Raw genomic sequence first — 15,800 nt, 5'->3', positions numbered from 1 at the left:
CCTCGTTTCCGGTGCTCAGCGGGGTTATATTCCCCTGGGGCACGCTGTGCGTGGGGGTTGGAATGGTCACGATCGAGCAGTTTTCGCACATAATCACTGGCGTCCACGACGCGACGCTGACGCCGCAGCGATGGGTCGATGCGCTGGAGTTGGTGCGTACCGCACTGGGCGCAACTGCCAGCGGACTGATCAGCGGGGGTGAAGGTTACAGGGACGTGCGGCACTGCAGTGTCCCGGACGCCCCAGCGATGCAGGCCTACGAGGCGTACTACCGACCGCTCGACTACGTCCTCGACGCCGTCGACGCGAGCCCGCTGGGACTCGTGCACAGCGGCGAATCCCTGGTGGCCCTCAATCCGCGGTCGGAATTCAACGCCGACTGGATGCGTCCCTACGAGATGGACGACGGATTGTTCGTGCGCGTCGGCGAAGGCCCCCGTCCGTGTTCGTTCCTCGTGGCCGCGCCCCGGCGCAGCACGCCGTTCGCGACCGAAGACAGGGTCAGGACAGTCAATGCGCTCGTTCCGCACCTGCAGCACTCTCTGCGGACCCACCGCACACTGTCAGCGCTGCGGCGTCAGTCTGACCACGTCAAGCGCCCGGCGGACTCGTTCACCGCGCCTGCCGCGATTGTCACCGCGGACATGAAAGTGACATACGCCAACCCGGCGGCTGAAGCGATGTTGCGTTGCAGCACACATTTTGTGGCCTCAGGCGGTCGGCTGCGCGCAGCCTCCCCCACCGTGGAGGTCGAGCTGCGCCGCGCCGTCGCCCGCGCGGCTCGCGACACCGCCACGCGCGCCGGCGACGCAGTGCCGGTTCCGCGCAGCGGATCGGCGCGGCCGCTGATCGTGCATGTGTTGACGCTGGGCGCCAACGGACAGTCGAGTGCTCTGGTGGTGGTCGTCGATCCTGACACCCAGCGCGAGCCGTCCACAAGCCTTCTGCGCCGGGTGTTCTCGCTCACCAATGCCGAGTCCGAGGTGGCGGTGCGCATCAGCCGCGGTCAGAGTCTGTCCACCATCGCCGACGGCTTGTCACTGACACTGGCCACCGTCAAAACCCATCTGCAACATGTCTACGACAAGACCGACACCCATCGGCAGGCCGAATTGGTGCGCCTGATGCTCTCACTCATGCCTTAGCGCTTCGACGCTTTGAGCATCCGCCACCACATCTGCGGTCGCAGCAGACGGTTCGGCGGCACGAGCATCCCGTTGACCAGCAATAGTTCCTGCGCCACCCAGGGGTCGGTCTCAGCGGCACGCAGCATACGGTCGACGTAGGCATTGCTGACTCTGGTGCTCACTGAGCGCTTTCCGTCGACTTCAGGAAGCGCGAGATCCGAGCTGATCGCGGTCCGCCACGCGACCTTGATGCCGCGGGCGGCCGAACGCTGGAAGCGGCGCGGAAGATCGACGGTGCCACGTCGCAGACAGTCGCGCAGAACGATTGCGTCGATGGCAGCGATCGTCATCCCCTGCCCGTAGATCGGGTTGAGACTGCACACCGCGTCGCCCGTCACCACCAGTCCGTCGGGTAATCGATGCATCGTGTCGTAACGGCGCCACCTACTGGCCGGAAACCTGTGCAGCGCAATGTCAGTCACCGGCTCAGCGTTGCACAACGCATCGAATGCGTGCGCAGGCATGAGCGCTCGAGCGTGCGCGATGAACTCCGCGGAGCTGGCCGGCGGCTTCGTGTCCCGACCCAGGGTGCCAACGAGAACATTCCACACGTCGCCTTCGCACCGGGACATGGCGAACCCACGAGTTCGGCCAGGTGCGAACAGATCGATGAACAGGTACTCGTGCAGCGCTCCAGCCGGCATGCGCACCGACATACTCACATAGCTGACATTCACTGTGAGCCGGTCCTCGCGGGGACGCTGATAACCCATGGACTCCAGAAACGCCGGCGTCCTGGAGCCTCGGCCGGTCGCGTCCACGATCAGATCGGCGGTGAGGTCGCGGGACTCGGAGTCGGTGCGGTTGCGCACCCGGACCCCAGACAGCACACCGCCATCGAGGACCGGCCCGTCGAAGGTGTGTCCGTCAGCAACGGTCACCCCCGGCAGAGCACGTACCCGCCGGCGCGCGTGCTGCTCGATGAACGGCCGGCTCGCGTACAGAGTCTTGCGCAGGGACGGGTCCGGCACGTGGCCCGACCGGAGCACCAGATGACCGCCGAATCGGGTGTAGGCGCGCGACAGGTCCCCGTCGCTCCACTCGTGGGCCCCGTCGGCGACGAGTTGGGCATGCGATCCGGGGAGGAGCTCGTCGATGATCTGGCTGCATCGGGCCAGCACCACATGCGGCTGCCTACCCTGCGGCACACCGCCACGTGGGGAGCTGGTGTCATCCAGGACGTCGCGCTCCACGAGCGTCACACGGTCGTAGAAATCCGCCAACACGCGCGCCGCCAGCAGGCCGGCCATACTCGCACCGAGCACGACCGCATGCTCGCCACGTCGGGTCACCCACCCATCAAGCACCTGGGAGATGGCTGAAAGCCTCAGCCGAACGGTTGATTTCTACGCCGGCCGCTACAGCCCGAGCAGCGTTGGCAGATCAGCCACCGAATCGATCACGTGGTTGGGCTGCATCGCGAATTCGTCTGCGGCCCAACGGTCCAGCGTGTCCTGACGGAACTTTCCGGTGCGCACCAGCACCCCCGTCATGCCCACCACCTGGGCGGCGAGCACGTCGTTGTTCAGGTCGTCACCGATCATGTACATCTCGTCGGCGTCGACGCCGAGGCGGCCCGCCGCGGACAGGAACCCCTCGGGCGCGGGCTTGCCCACCGCGGTCGCCTTGCGCCCCGAGGTCTCCTCCATGCCGATCAGGTACATGCCGGTATCGACGCGTAATCCGTCGGTGGTGGTCCACGCGGTGCTGCGGTGCATCGCCACCACCGGAACGCCCTGGGCCATCCAGTCGTACACCCACGACAGCGTCTCGTGGGTGTACTCGGGTCCGGCGCCGCCGAGCAGCACCACGTCCGGCGCCTCCGGGGCCTGCGGACCTGTGAAGTCGGCCGAGTAGACCAGGTCGATGCCCGGCATGTCTTCGCCGATCTGCCCGCTGTTGACCAGGAAGCAGCGGGCATCGGGATAGCGGTCGCGGACGTAGTCGGCGGTCAGCGCGGCCGCGGTGATCACCTCGTCGGCGCGTACGGCCATCCCGGCGTCGGTGAGCAGCGCGGCGATCTGAGCCCGCGTCCTCGTGGTGGTGTTGGTCAGATAGGCGCACGCCACCTGGTGTTCGTTCAGCGTTCGCAGCGTCTCGGCAGCACCGGGGATCGGCTGCCACGAGGTGACCAGCACGCCGTCGATGTCGAACAGCACTCCACCGATCGCCATGGTGCGACAGTAAACGGCCGCCGGATGCGCGCAACCCGTAGGCCCTGCGGGCCGCTCCCAACTAGGGTTCGACGCAATGACACCCCAGTCGGCAGACGCGATCGTCGTCGGTCACGGTCTGGCCGGGCTGGTAGCCGCAGCCGAGATCGCCGAGGCCGGGCGCTCTGTCATCCTGTGCGACCAGCAGGGGCCGGCCGACGACGGCGGTCAGGCCTTCTGGTCCTACGGCGGGCTGTTCATGGTCGACACCCCCGAACAGCGACGCCTGAGAATCAGGGACTCCTACGATCTGGCGTTGCGTGATTGGTGGAGTTCGGCGGAGTTCACCGACGACTCGGCCGATGTGTGGGCCCGCCGCTGGGCGACCCGCTATGTCGAGTTCGCCGCCGGCGAGAAGCGCCGCTGGCTACGCGGGTTGGGCTGGCGCGCCTATCCCCTGCCTGTGTGGCCGGAGCGTGGCGGGCACGGAGCACTCGGCTCCGGCAACAGCGTGCCGCGCTTCCACATCACCTGGGGCACAGGCCCCGGGTTGGTGGAGATCTTCGCGGCGCGCGTGCGGTCGGCGGTCGCCGCCGGTCACATCCGGCGGCTGTACGGGCGTCGCGTCGAGGAGATCGTGCTCGAGGGCGGCGCGGTGTCCGGCGTCCGGGGGACGCGGCTGACCGCCTCGGCGGGCCCGCGCGGGGCCGCGTCTGCATCCGAGGCGATCGGCGACTTCGTCCTGCACGCGCCGGCGGTGCTGCTGGCCACCGGTGGCGTCGGCGGCAATCCGCAGCGCGCCCGCGAATTGTTCACGCGCAGTTTCGGTTCGGAGCCGACAGACATGCTCTGCGGCAATCCCGCCTACGTCGACGGCCGCATGCTCGACACCGCCCGACGAGTGGGCGCGGTGGTCGCCAACGAGGACAGGCTGTGGTTCTACCCCGACGGGGTACGCAACATCGATCCCGTGTGGGCGAATCACGGAATCCACGTGACCGCAGGCCCGTCCGCGCTGTGGCTCGACGGCGCCGGGGTGCGCTTCCCGCCGCCGCTCTATCCGAATTTCGACACGGTGGGCGCCGTCCGTCACGTCGTGGCCTCGGGCTTCAGCTACTCCTGGCTGATCATGAACCATGAGATCTTCCGCAAGGAGTTCGGGATGTCGGGCCAGGAGCTCAACCCTGCGGTCACCGGCAAGCACCCGTGGCTGGCCGCCAAAGGGACTGTACGCCCGCGAATTTCCCCGCTGTGGCAGCGATTCCTCGACGAGGGTGAGGATTTCGTCACGGCATCCTCGATCGCCGAACTGGTCGACGGGATGAACGCCGTGCGTGGCGCGGCGCCGCTGGACCCGAGCATGGTGGCCCGCGAGATCGGGGCCCGCGACGCGCAGGCCGTCAACGCCTACAGCAAGGATCCGCAGTTCGCCGCGATCCGCAACGCGCGCCGCTACCTGCCCGACCGGTTCCGCATCGCTGCGCCGGCACCCATCGACGATCCTCGGCACCGGCCGCTGATCGCGGTCCGGTTGCGCATCACCACGCGAAAGACGTTGGGCGGGTTGCTCACCGACACCGACGCCCGCGTGCTGCGCGCGGAGGGCACGCCGATCGCCGGTCTGTTCGCCGCGGGTGAGGCGGCAGGGTTCGGTGGCGGGGGCGTGCACGGACAACGTTCGCTGGAGGGCACTTTCGTCGGCGGCTGCCTGTTCACCGGGCGGGTCGCGGGCCGCAGTATCGGGCGCGGATGACAGAGGGGAAAGAATGACCACACATCAACCGATCGGCGAGTTCCTGCTGCGACGACTGCGCGAGATCGGCACATCGCACATCTTCGGCGTGCCCGGGGACTACAACATGGCATTTCTCGAACTGATCGAGGCCGATCCCGACCTCACCTGGATCGGCACCTGCAACGAACTCAATGCCGCCTACGCCGCCGACGGGCACGCGCGCGGCGGTCGGCCCGGCGTTCTTCTCACCACCTATGGGGTCGGCTGCCTGAGCGCCCTCAACGGTGTCGCGGGTGCCTACTGCGAGCACATCCCGCTGATCCACCTGTCGGGTTCACCGCCGCTTCACGCGACGCGGGACGGCCTACGACTGCACCACAGTCTGCTCGACGGCGGGTACCGCAACGTGCACCGAGCCTTCGCCGAGTTCACCTCCTACACCGAGACGATCACGCCGCAGACCGCGGTCGAGGTCATCGACCATGCGTTGCTGACCGCGCACCGCACCGACCGCCCCGTGCGTCTGGAGCTGCCCTCGGATCTCAGCCACGTCGAGATCGGCGTTCCGACAACGACTCTGAACCTCGGGGCCGTGTCAGGTGACGCGTCGTCCTGCCGGGAGGCTGCGGCCGTCCTGGGTGGGGCACTCGCCGGGGCGCGCCGGCCGCTGATGGTGGTCGACCTACCCGCGATCCGCCGGGGGCTGCTGCCCGCGATCGAGGCGTTCTGCGCCGCGCACGGAGTGCCCTACGCCTGTACCGTCCCCGCGGCGCACACCGCCGACCCGGACGCGCCGCGGTATCTCGGCCTGCTGCCCGGCTCCGAACGGGCACAACAGGCGTTCGGTGCGGCCGATCTGCTGATCAGCTGCGATCTGACCGAAACCGACGTCACGACAGCGGGTTTCACCCTGGCCTACGAAGGCCGGCCACATATCCGGCTGCGTGCCGACGCCATCCAGAGCGGTACGGACGTGTTCTACGGCACCGACACGGCCGATGTCCTGGCCGCGACAGACTCAGCCGCGGCCGATGAACCCGAGCCCCCACCTGCCCCCGCGCCGCCCCAGGCGCCTGCTCCCGATGCGCCCTTGACCCAGCGCGCCTTCTTCGACGCCCTCGCAGGGTTCCTCGGGCCCGACGACGTCCTGGTCGCCGAGACCGGCACCGCCGGTCAGAACACCTCGGGGCTGCGATTGCCGCACGGGCTGCGGTACGTGAACCAGACCAGCTGGGGATCCATCGGCTTCGCGCTGCCTGCTCTGCTCGGGGCGGCTCTGGCCGAGCCTCAGCGACGTCATGTGCTGTGTGTCGGCGACGGCTCGTTCCAGGTGACCGCCCAGGAACTCTCGACGATCCTGCGCCTGGGACTGACTCCGGTGATCTTGCTGCTCGACAACCGCGGCTACACCATCGAGCGCGCGATCATGGGAGCACAGAGCCCGTACAACGACGTCGCCACATGGCGCTACACGGATCTGCCGCGCGCCTTCGGCGCCGACGAGAATGCGCTGCTGCTGCGCTCCTGCCGGACCGGGGCCGAGCTGTCGGCCGCGTTCGACGAGGCGGCATCAGCCCGGCGGTTCACGCTCATCCAGGTCCACCTCGAACCACTGGACATGACACCGGCGACCTCCGGTGTGGGCGAGATGACGCGGGTGTTCGACTACGGCGTGAGGGCACCCGCCAACCCCCTAGGGTGATGCCATGAGTGCGAAATGGACCGCATCCGACGTTCCTGACCAGTCCGGCCGCGTTGCCGTCGTCACCGGCGCGAATTCCGGCATCGGCTACGAGGCTGCCCTCGTGCTGGCCGGCCGCGGCGCCCGGGTGGTGCTCGCGGTGCGCGACCCGGCCAAGGGCAAGCAGGCTGCAGACACGATCCGGCGGGCGCATTCGGACGCGCAGGTCGAGGTCCAGGAGCTGGACCTGACGTCACTGGCCAGCGTGCGGGCGGCCGCCGAGGCGCTGCGCGCGGCGTTTCCGACGATCGATCTGCTCATCGACAACGCCGGCGTGATGTACCCGCCCAAGCAGGTCACCGCCGACGGCTTCGAGCTCCAGTTCGGCACGAACCACTTGGGGCACTTCGCACTCACGGGGCTGCTCCTCGACCACCTGCTCTCCGTGGAGGGGTCCCGGGTCGTGGTGGTCGCGAGCATCGCCCACAACATCCAGGCCGACATCCATTTCGACGACCTGCAGTGGGAGCGCGGTTACAACCGCGTGGCCGCCTACGGTCAGTCCAAGCTGGCGAACCTGATGTTCACCTACGAGCTGCAGCGCAGGCTGGCCGCCGCCAACGCGAAGACGATCGCCGTGGCCGCCCACCCGGGCATCTCCAACACCGAGCTGATGCGCCACATCCCCGGCTCCGGTCTGCCCGGCTTCTCGGCGCTGGCCGGCCTGGTCACCAACAGCCCGGAGATCGGCGCGCTGGCCACACTGCGGGCAGCCACCGATCCGGACGTACGCGGCGGCCAGTACTACGGCCCCTCCGGTTTCCGTGAGCTCGTCGGGCACCCGGTGCTCGTGCAGTCCACCCGCAAGTCCCATGACGTCGCGATCCAGCAGCGGCTATGGGCAGTGTCAGAGGAGCTCACCGGCGTGAGCTACCCGGTCTGATGCGCAGTGTCTCCATGCGCAGTGTCGACGAGCACCGCACGTTGGTCGGCTCGCTGATCACCGCGCGGCCGCCCGTGGCGCTCCCGCTGGCCGACGCCCTGGGGCTGGTGCTCGCCGAAGAGGTGGTCGCCCCGCTGTCGCTGCCCGGCTTCGACAACTCGGCGATGGACGGATACGCGGTGCTGGCCGCCGACGTCGCGACGGCCTCGGACTCCTCTCCGGTGCGCCTGCCCGTCGCCGAGGACATCCCGGCCGGCCGCACGGACATCCCGACGCTGCAGCCCGGCACCGTGCATCGCATCATGACCGGCGCGCCGTTGCCCCACGGGGCCACGGCGGTGGTGCCGGTCGAGGCCACCGACGGTGCCGTGGACACGGTGACGATCCGGGCGTCCGCGCGCGAAGGTCAGCACGTCCGGCGTGCGGGTGAGGACGTGACCGCGGGGACGACGGTGCTGCAGGCCGGTCAGGTGCTGACGCCGGCCGCGCTCGGCCTGGCCGCGGCGCTGGGCCTGCAGACGCTGACCGTGACGCCGCGTCAGCGGGTGCTGGTCGTCTCGACGGGCACCGAGCTGGTGGCTGGGGGCGCCGAACTGGCCCCCGGGCAGATCTACGAATCCAACGGCGTGATGCTGGCCGCCGCGGTCCGCGACGCCGGGGCCGAGGTCGTCGCCTCCCCCACCACCGGCGACGACGTCGACGCGTTTCGGGCGACGCTGGGCGCACACGCCGGGGCGGCGGACCTGATCCTCACCACCGGCGGGGTCAGCGCCGGCGCGTACGAGGTGGTCAAGGACGCGCTGAGCGGCCCCTCCGGCGGGGTCGAGTTCGTCAAGGTCGCGATGCAGCCCGGAATGCCGCAGGGCGCCGGCGCGATCGACGGCACCCCGGCCGTCACACTGCCGGGCAATCCGGTCAGCGCGCTGGTGTCGTTCGAGGTGTTCGTCCGGCCCGCGCTGCGGGAGGCGATGGGGCTGCCGCAGTCCGAGCGGCCGCGGCGCACCGCGATGCTCACCGAGGACCTGACCTCCCCGCTGGGCAAGCGGCAGTTCCGGCGCGGGGTACTGGACCCCGCCACCGACACAGTCACCAGCTACGGACCGCCCGCGTCGCATCACCTGCGCTGGCTTGCCTCGGCGAACTGCCTGCTGGAGATCGACGAGGACACCTCCGAAGTGGCCTCGGGCAGCCGCGTGCAGGTGTGGGACCTCCGCTAGCGGGGGTCACCGTACTATTGGCCCCACGATGGCCAGACGCCCCGACCTCAAGACAGGCCCCGCGCGGCTGGTGGCGCTGATCCGCACGTCCGTTCCCCCGATGCACCCAGCAGGCATGCCGTTCGTCGGCGCCAGCCTGGCCGTGGCGCTCGCAGGACGCCGGAACCGCTTCGTCCGCCGCGCCGGCCTCGCCTCCGCCGCCGCCAACGCCGCCTTCTTCCGGCACCCGCCGCGAACCCCACCGACACGTCCCGGCGTCGTCGTCGCTCCGGCCGACGGGCTGATCTGCCTGGTCGACGAGGAGGTGCCACCGAGCGAGCTCGGGCTACCGGCCGAACCGCTGCCGCGGGTCAGCATCTTCTTGTCGCTGCTGGACGCCCATGTGCAGCGGGCTCCCGTCGGCGGTGAGGTGGTGACCGTTGCGCACCGTCCGGGTCTGTTCGTGTCGGCCGAGCTGGCCGCCGCGAGCGCCGACAACGAGCGCAACAGCGTGGTGATCCGCACCCCGGAGGGCCAGCAGGTGATCGCTGTGCAGATCGCCGGTCTGCTGGCCCGCCGCATCGTGTGCAACCTCTCCCCGGGTGAGCCGGTCGGCATCGGCGACACCTACGGATTGATCCGCTACGGCTCGCGCTTGGACACCTACCTGCCCGCCGGTTCCCGGATGCTGGTCTCGGTGGGTCAGCGCACTCTGGCCGGCGAGACCGTGCTGGCCGAACTGCGATGAGGCCTCGCAAGCCGCGGTTGAAGGGCCCGGTGGTCAGCGCCCGCATCCTGCCCAGCGCGATGACGGTCGCGGCGATCTGCCTGGGCTTGAGCGCGGTCAAGTTCGCGCTCGACGACCGCCCCACCGAAGCGATGGCGTTCCTCGCCATCGCCGCGATCCTCGACGCCCTCGACGGCCGCACCGCGCGGGCGCTGAACGCCACGTCGCGGATGGGCGAGGAGATCGACTCGCTCGCCGATGCGGTGAACTTCGGTGTGGCACCGGCATTCATCGTCTACGGCACGCTGCTGTCGCACTCGCGGGTGGGGTGGATCGTCGTGCTGCTCTATGCGGTGTGCATCGTGCTGCGCCTGGCCCGCTACAACGCGATGCTGGACCTAGACCAGCCCGACTACGAGAAGAAGTACTTTGTCGGCATGCCCGCCCCGGCGGGTGCGATCGGCGCAATCGGCCCGCTGGCGGCCAAGATGCAGTTCGGCGACGGGTGGTGGACATCCGAACCGGCCGTGGTGATCTGGATGATCGGGGTCTCGCTACTGGTGGTCAGCACGCTGCCGATGCGCAAGGTCCACACGTTCTCGGTGCCGCCGAACATGGTGGCGCCGCTGCTGGCCCTGCTCGCCATCGGTGTCGCCGCGTCGATCCTGTACGGCTACCTGGTGATCCTGCTGATCATCTTCGGCTACATCGTGCACATCCCGTTCGCGATCCGGACCCGCCGCTTCCTGGCCGCCCACCCCGAAGTGTGGGAGGACAAGCCGCGGCAACAGCGAGCCGCGCGACGGGCGATCCGGCGGGCGCAGCCGCACCGCCGGTCGATGATGCGCCTGGGTCTGCGCCGACCGCCCCGGAGCTGACATGGCCCAGCTGACGCTGACCGCGCGGTTGAACACCTCGGCGCTGGACTCCCGCCGTGGCGTGGTCCGTCTGCATCCGGAAGCGATTGCCGCCCTCGGCATCCGCGAATGGGACGCGGTCTCGCTGACGGGGTCGCGCACCACCGCCGCGGTGGTCGGGAAGGCGCCCGACGGCGTGCCCGCCGGTACCGCGCTGCTCGACGACGTCACGCTGAGCAACGCGGGGTTGCGCGAGGACACACCGGTGCTCGTCGCCGCGGCCACCGTGTACGGCGCGCGCTCGGTGACGCTGACGGGGTCCAACCTGGCGAGCAGGTCGATCACTCCGGCCACGTTGCGACAGGCGCTGCTGGGCAAGGTGATGACGGTCGGCGATACGGTGTCACTGCTGCCGCGCGACCTCGGGCCGGGCACGTCGACGTCGGCGGCGACGGCCGCGCTGGCGGCGTCCGTCGGCATCGTGTGGACATCGGAATTGTTGACGGTCACCGAGGTCGATCCCGCAGGACCGGTGAGCGTGCAACCGAATTCGCTCATCTGCTGGGGCTCGCCACAGCGCGGGTCGGCGACCGCGCCGGCGACGGAGCCGGGCACGGGGGCGCACGTCGTCACCGAGGAGTCGGCACCTGCATTGAGCGTCGACGACCTGAAAGGCGCGCACGCCCAAGCCGGCCGGCTTGCCGAGTGGCTCAAGCTCGCGCTCGATCAACCGGAGCTGCTCCACACGCTCGGCGCCACCGCCAATCTCGGTGTCCTGGTCTCAGGGCCTGCGGGGGTCGGCAAGGCCCGTTTGGTCCGGACCGTGTGCAGCGGCCGGCGGCTCGTCGAGCTCGACGGCCCCGAGGTGGGGTCGTTGCGCGCAGAGGATCGCCTGGCCAATGTCGCATCGGCGGTTCGCTCGGTGCGCGACGGCGGCGGGGTGCTGCTCATCACCGACATCGACACACTGCTGCCGGTTCCCGCCGATCCGGTGGCGACGCTTGTTCTCGCCGAATTGCGTTCGGCGGTGGCAACTTCCGGGGTCGCATTCGTCGCGACCACCGCGACACCCGACGCGGTCGATCCGCGGCTGCGCGCACCGGATCTGTGTGACCGCGAGCTGGGGCTGAGCCTGCCCGATGCGGGCGTACGCGAGCAGCTGCTCGAGGTGCTGTTGCGCGGCGTTCCAGGAGCCGACCTCGATCTGAAGGAGATCGCCGAACGCACACCGGGTTTCGTGGTCGCCGACCTGGCCGCGCTGGTCCGCGAAGCTGCGTTGCGCGCCGCGGCGAGGGCGAGCGGGACGGACGCCGCGCCCGCGCTCCGGCAGGAGGATCTCACGGGGGCGCTGAGCGTCATCCGGCCGCTGTCCCGCTCTGCCACCGAGGAGATCTCGGTCGGCTCGGTCACGCTCGACGACGTCGGCGACATGGTGGCCACCAAGCAGGCACTCACCGAGGCGGTGCTGTGGCCGCTGCAGCATCCCGACACGTTCGCCCGTCTCGGAGTCGAGCCGCCACGCGGCGTGCTGCTGTACGGACCACCCGGCTGCGGCAAGACCTACGTCGTGCGAGCGCTCGCCAGTTCGGGACGGCTGAGCGTGCACGCTGTCAAAGGCGCTGAGCTGATGGACAAGTGGGTAGGCTCGTCGGAGAAGGCGGTCCGCGAATTATTCCGCCGGGCAAGGGATTCCGCGCCGTCGCTGGTCTTCCTCGACGAGATCGACGCGATGGCACCACGGCGCGGTCAGAGTTTCGACTCCGGGGTCACCGATCGCGTGGTGGCCGCACTGCTCACCGAACTCGACGGGATCGAGCCGCTGCGCGACGTCGTGGTGCTGGGTGCGACCAACCGCCCGGACCTGATCGACCCGGCACTGCTGCGGCCCGGTCGGCTGGAGAAGCTGGTGTTCGTCGAGCCGCCCGACGCCGAGGCGCGCGCGCAGATCCTGCGTACGGCGGGTAAGTCGGTGCCGCTGGCCCGCGACGGCGCGGACGCGGTCGACCTGGACGCGTTGGCCGCCGACCTCGACGGCTACAGCGCCGCCGACTGCGTGGCATTGCTGCGCGAGGCCGCACTCACGGCGATGCGCCGTTCCATCGACGCCGCCGATGTCACCGCCGCGGATGTCGCCGCGGCTCGCGAGGCGGTGCGCCCGTCGCTCGACCCTGCGCAGGTGGCGTCGCTGCGCGCCTTCGCCGATGCTCGCTGAGCTGCACTGATAGGCATCGCTTGCCTTTGCCCATTCTCGAGCCTACCGTGAGCTGTGACATAGCTCACAGACTTGAGGGGGTCTCGCCATGAGCGTCGTCCAGAAAATCAGCCTTGCCTCGGCGGCGGCCGTCGCGGGAGCCACCGTCCTGGCCACCCCGATCGCACCGGTGGAGCGGGCCGTACCGGTGTATCCGGCCCACGCCATCCAGCTCGCCGCCGTCACCGACCAGATCGACGACGCCTTCATCGATCTCACCGTCTTGATCCGGACAGGCGTCACGCCCGCCCTGAACAGCCTCGGCTACGTCGGCAAGCAGCTCTACATCGGGTTGAACCTGATCGAAAGTATCTCTGCCAGTGCGGTGTTCAACGGGACTGACGTGCTGCGCGGCGAGGGCGTGCTGCGCAATGTCGGCGACTTCGCCTTCGACGTCGCCCTGTCAGGCTTGTTCGTCGTCATCGACGAGCTCTCGCTGAGCGGAAACACCGAGGCAATCGCCATCAATCGACCGCCGTTGGACAGGCCCGCCCGCTGGGAGGACGCCGATTCACCCCGGCAGGGCTTCCCGTTGACCGTGCCCGACCGCGACCCGATCGAGATGGTCACCTCAGACGAGGTCATCGAACCCCCCACGGAGCCGACCGAGAAAAAGACGTCGGTGCGGGACCGGGACTTCGTCGCCGCGCAGTGGAAAGCGAAGAGCGCCGAGAAGAAGGACGAGAGAGCTGAGAAGCGCGAGCAACGCCGGGAAGCACGCGAGGCCCGCAAGGCAGAGAGGGCCGAGAAGGCCACCAACTCGGAGACGGCGAGCAGCACGACAGCGAGTGACTAGCTACCCCGGTTCGCCGTACTCGTCGAACCAGTAGGCCAGCTTCCCGCGGCGGCTGACCGCGCGCAGCCGCCGCTCGGCCTCGTCCCGCGTCGCCGTCGTCGTCACGATCATCACCTCGTCGCCGATCTGGAGCCGGGTCAACGGTTCGGGCACGAAGGCGCGGCTGTCGCGGATGATCAACGTGATGACGCTCGGATCGGGCAGCCGCAACTCGAGAACCGTGACGTTGTGCAATCGCGATCCGGGCACGACGGTCATCGTCATCAGCTCGGCCCCGAGTACGTCGAGCGGCGCCGCGTCGACCTGGATCTCCCGCGTGGTGTCGCGCGGGATCAGGTCGAGCCATTCGGCGACCCGGCGCAGGCTCGGCCCCTGAACCAGCGTGAACACCACCACCAGGATGAACACGATGTTGAGCAGCCGGCCGCTGCCGGGCACGCCCGCCACGATCGGATAGGTCGCCAGCACGATGGGCACGGCGCCGCGCAGCCCCGCATAGGACAGGAACGCCTGCTCCCGCCACGCCACGCGAAAACCGATCAGCGACAGGACAACCGACGCCGGTCGCGCGAGCACCAGCAGCACCAGGCCGATGACGATCGCGGGGACCAGCTCGTCGAGCAATTCGTCCGGCGACACGAGCAGACCGAGGATCACGAACAGCCCGATCTGGGCCAGCCACCCGAATCCTTCGGCGAAGGAGCGGGTGGCCGAGCGGTGCGGCAGACCGGAGTTGGCGAGCACCACGCTGGCCAGGTAGGCCGCCAGGAAGCCACTGGCGTGCGCTGAGCCGGCGGCGGCGAACGCGAGCATGCCCAGCCCGAACGTCGCCAGCGGGTACAGGCCGGCGGCGGGCAGCGCGGTGCGGCGCAGTGCCATTGCGCCGAAGAACCCACACCCCAGCCCGATCAGCGCGCCGACGGCCAGCTCGTAGACCAGAGTTCCGGCCACCGTCACCGGCTCGAGCACCAGCGGTGTCACGCTGAACAGCAGCACCAAGATCACCGCGGGCGCGTCGTTGAACCCGGATTCGGCTTCCAGCAGGCCGCCCAGGCGGCGCGGCAGCGGCACCACCCGCAGCACCGAGAACACGGCCGCGGCGTCGGTGCTCGACACGATCGCCCCCAGCAGCAACGCCAACTGCCACGACATCCCGAGCAGCACATGCGCGGCGACCGCTGTGATCAAGGTGCTGACGAGCACGCCGACGGTGGCGAGCACGCTGGCCGGCGCCAGGACCTTGCGGATGTCGGAGAACCGCGTCGTCAGACCGCCTTCGACCAGGATCACGCCCAGCGCCGCGGTGCCGAGATCCTGGGCCAGCTGCGCGTTGTCGAAAGCCAGACCGAGGCCGTCCTCGCCGACCAGCACACCCACGCCGAGGAACAGCAGAAGGCTCGGCAGACCGGCTCCGGTGGCCAGCCTGGTGGCGGCGATGCTCGCCAGCAGCACCAGGCCCCCGATGAACAGCGCCACGTACAGCTCGTGCAGTGTCACTGTTTCCTCGCTGCAGGCACTTGTGTCGCGATCAGTAAATCAGCACAGTCGTGTCCATGCGGATCGCGATCGCCGGAGCGGGTGCCGTGGGCCGGTCGGTGGCCCAGGAACTGGTGGACTACGGCCACAAGGTGCTGTTGATCGAGAAGGAGTTCCACCGCTACGAGCCGGCGACGGTGCCGCGTGCCGAGTGGTTCCTCGCCGACGCCTGCGAGGTGTCCTCGCTCGAGGAGGCCGAGATGCACATCTGCGACGTCGCCATCGCCGCAACCGGTGACGACAAGGCCAACCTCGCGATGGCCCTGCTCGCCAAGAGCGAGTTCGGCATTCCCCGGGTGGTGGCCCGCATCAACGACGCCCGCAACGAGTGGTTGTTCACCGAGGGCTGGGGCATCGACGTGGCGGTCTCGACTCCCGTGGCGATGGTCGCGGCCGTCGAGGGCGCCATCGACGTCGGGCACATCGTGCGGTTGATGGCGCTGGGTCGCGGCCCGCGCGAGTTGCGCGGCGAGGGCAGCGCGAACGTGGCCTCGTTCACCCTCCCGGAAGGCAGCCCGCTGGTCGGGCGGCGTGTCGGCGACCTGACGATGCCGCGGGACAGCGCGCTGGTGACGGTGCTGCGCGGGAACCGGCTGATCGTCCCGGAGGCCGGGGACGTGCTGCGCGACGGCGACGAGATCCTGTTCGTGTGCGGCCCCGACGGTGAAGACCGGATCGAGGTGATGGTCACGGGACATTGAGCGGACACGAGCCTGTGACGCGCGCCCCGTAGACTGA

At 69.4% G+C, this 15,800-nt stretch carries 13 protein-coding genes; 10 read left to right on the top strand and 3 right to left on the bottom strand.

Annotated features, from left to right (window positions below; all coding sequences use genetic code 11):
- Window positions 1–62 precede the first annotated feature (62 nt).
- Complete coding sequence (locus tag ACZYYX_RS06565; protein ID WP_463813623.1) at window positions 63–1,145, top strand: helix-turn-helix transcriptional regulator; 1,083 nt, start codon at window positions 63–65, stop codon at window positions 1,143–1,145.
- Here ACZYYX_RS06565 and ACZYYX_RS06560 read toward each other — a convergent pair.
- Window positions 1,142–2,452 carry an FAD-dependent oxidoreductase gene (locus ACZYYX_RS06560; RefSeq protein WP_463813622.1) on the bottom strand — a complete coding sequence of 437 codons (1,311 nt, stop codon included), beginning with the start codon at window positions 2,450–2,452 and terminating at the stop codon, window positions 1,142–1,144. The two genes, ACZYYX_RS06565 and ACZYYX_RS06560, sit on opposite strands and share 4 nt — an antisense overlap.
- A 93-nt stretch (window positions 2,453–2,545) precedes the next feature.
- Window positions 2,546–3,361, bottom strand: coding sequence for an HAD-IIA family hydrolase (locus ACZYYX_RS06555; RefSeq protein ID WP_463813621.1), 816 nt, complete (start codon window positions 3,359–3,361; stop codon window positions 2,546–2,548).
- Between the two features lie 76 nt (window positions 3,362–3,437).
- Between ACZYYX_RS06555 and ACZYYX_RS06550 the strand changes: the two genes are divergently transcribed.
- The 8 genes from ACZYYX_RS06550 (at window position 3,438) to ACZYYX_RS06515 (ending at window position 13,526) form a co-directional block, all read left to right on the top strand.
- Window positions 3,438–5,093 carry an FAD-binding dehydrogenase gene (locus tag ACZYYX_RS06550; protein WP_463813620.1) on the top strand — a complete coding sequence of 552 codons (1,656 nt, stop codon included), beginning with the start codon at window positions 3,438–3,440 and terminating at the stop codon, window positions 5,091–5,093.
- 13 nt (window positions 5,094–5,106) lie between these two features.
- The gene (locus ACZYYX_RS06545; protein WP_463813619.1) at window positions 5,107–6,777 is read left to right on the top strand and encodes an alpha-keto acid decarboxylase family protein; all 1,671 of its coding nucleotides are present in this window, start codon (window positions 5,107–5,109) and stop codon (window positions 6,775–6,777) included.
- A gap of 4 nt (window positions 6,778–6,781) precedes the next feature.
- The gene (locus tag ACZYYX_RS06540) at window positions 6,782–7,699 is read left to right on the top strand and encodes an SDR family NAD(P)-dependent oxidoreductase (RefSeq protein WP_463813618.1); all 918 of its coding nucleotides are present in this window, start codon (window positions 6,782–6,784) and stop codon (window positions 7,697–7,699) included.
- Window positions 7,700–7,713: 14 nt separating this feature from the next.
- Window positions 7,714–8,916, top strand: a complete 1,203-nt coding sequence (moeA, locus tag ACZYYX_RS06535; RefSeq protein WP_463813617.1) for a molybdopterin molybdotransferase MoeA — start codon at window positions 7,714–7,716, stop codon at window positions 8,914–8,916.
- 28 nt (window positions 8,917–8,944) lie between these two features.
- The gene (locus ACZYYX_RS06530; protein WP_463813616.1) at window positions 8,945–9,643 is read left to right on the top strand and encodes a phosphatidylserine decarboxylase; all 699 of its coding nucleotides are present in this window, start codon (window positions 8,945–8,947) and stop codon (window positions 9,641–9,643) included.
- Complete coding sequence (locus ACZYYX_RS06525; RefSeq protein WP_463813615.1) at window positions 9,640–10,500, top strand: CDP-alcohol phosphatidyltransferase family protein; 861 nt, start codon at window positions 9,640–9,642, stop codon at window positions 10,498–10,500. The genes ACZYYX_RS06530 and ACZYYX_RS06525 overlap by 4 nt, the downstream gene beginning before the upstream one ends.
- Before the next feature lies 1 nt (window position 10,501).
- Window positions 10,502–12,691, top strand: coding sequence for an AAA family ATPase (locus ACZYYX_RS06520; protein ID WP_463813614.1), 2,190 nt, complete (start codon window positions 10,502–10,504; stop codon window positions 12,689–12,691).
- 88 nt (window positions 12,692–12,779) lie between these two features.
- The gene (locus ACZYYX_RS06515) at window positions 12,780–13,526 is read left to right on the top strand and encodes a hypothetical protein (RefSeq protein WP_463813613.1); all 747 of its coding nucleotides are present in this window, start codon (window positions 12,780–12,782) and stop codon (window positions 13,524–13,526) included.
- Here ACZYYX_RS06515 and ACZYYX_RS06510 read toward each other — a convergent pair whose 3' ends face one another.
- On the bottom strand, window positions 13,527–15,023 hold the full coding sequence (locus tag ACZYYX_RS06510) for a potassium/proton antiporter (RefSeq protein ID WP_463813612.1): 1,497 nt from the start codon (window positions 15,021–15,023) through the stop codon (window positions 13,527–13,529).
- A gap of 56 nt (window positions 15,024–15,079) precedes the next feature.
- Here ACZYYX_RS06510 and ACZYYX_RS06505 point away from each other — a divergent pair, with 56 nt between their 5' ends.
- A complete protein-coding gene (locus ACZYYX_RS06505; RefSeq protein WP_463813611.1) occupies window positions 15,080–15,763 on the top strand; it encodes a potassium channel family protein in 684 nt (227 codons plus the stop codon).
- Window positions 15,764–15,800 lie beyond the last annotated feature (37 nt).

It is taken from the genome of Mycobacterium sp. IDUB_1, from assembly GCF_055419625.1.
Note: the sequence above shows the minus strand (reverse complement) of the source record. Positions and strands in the feature narration are given on the sequence as shown.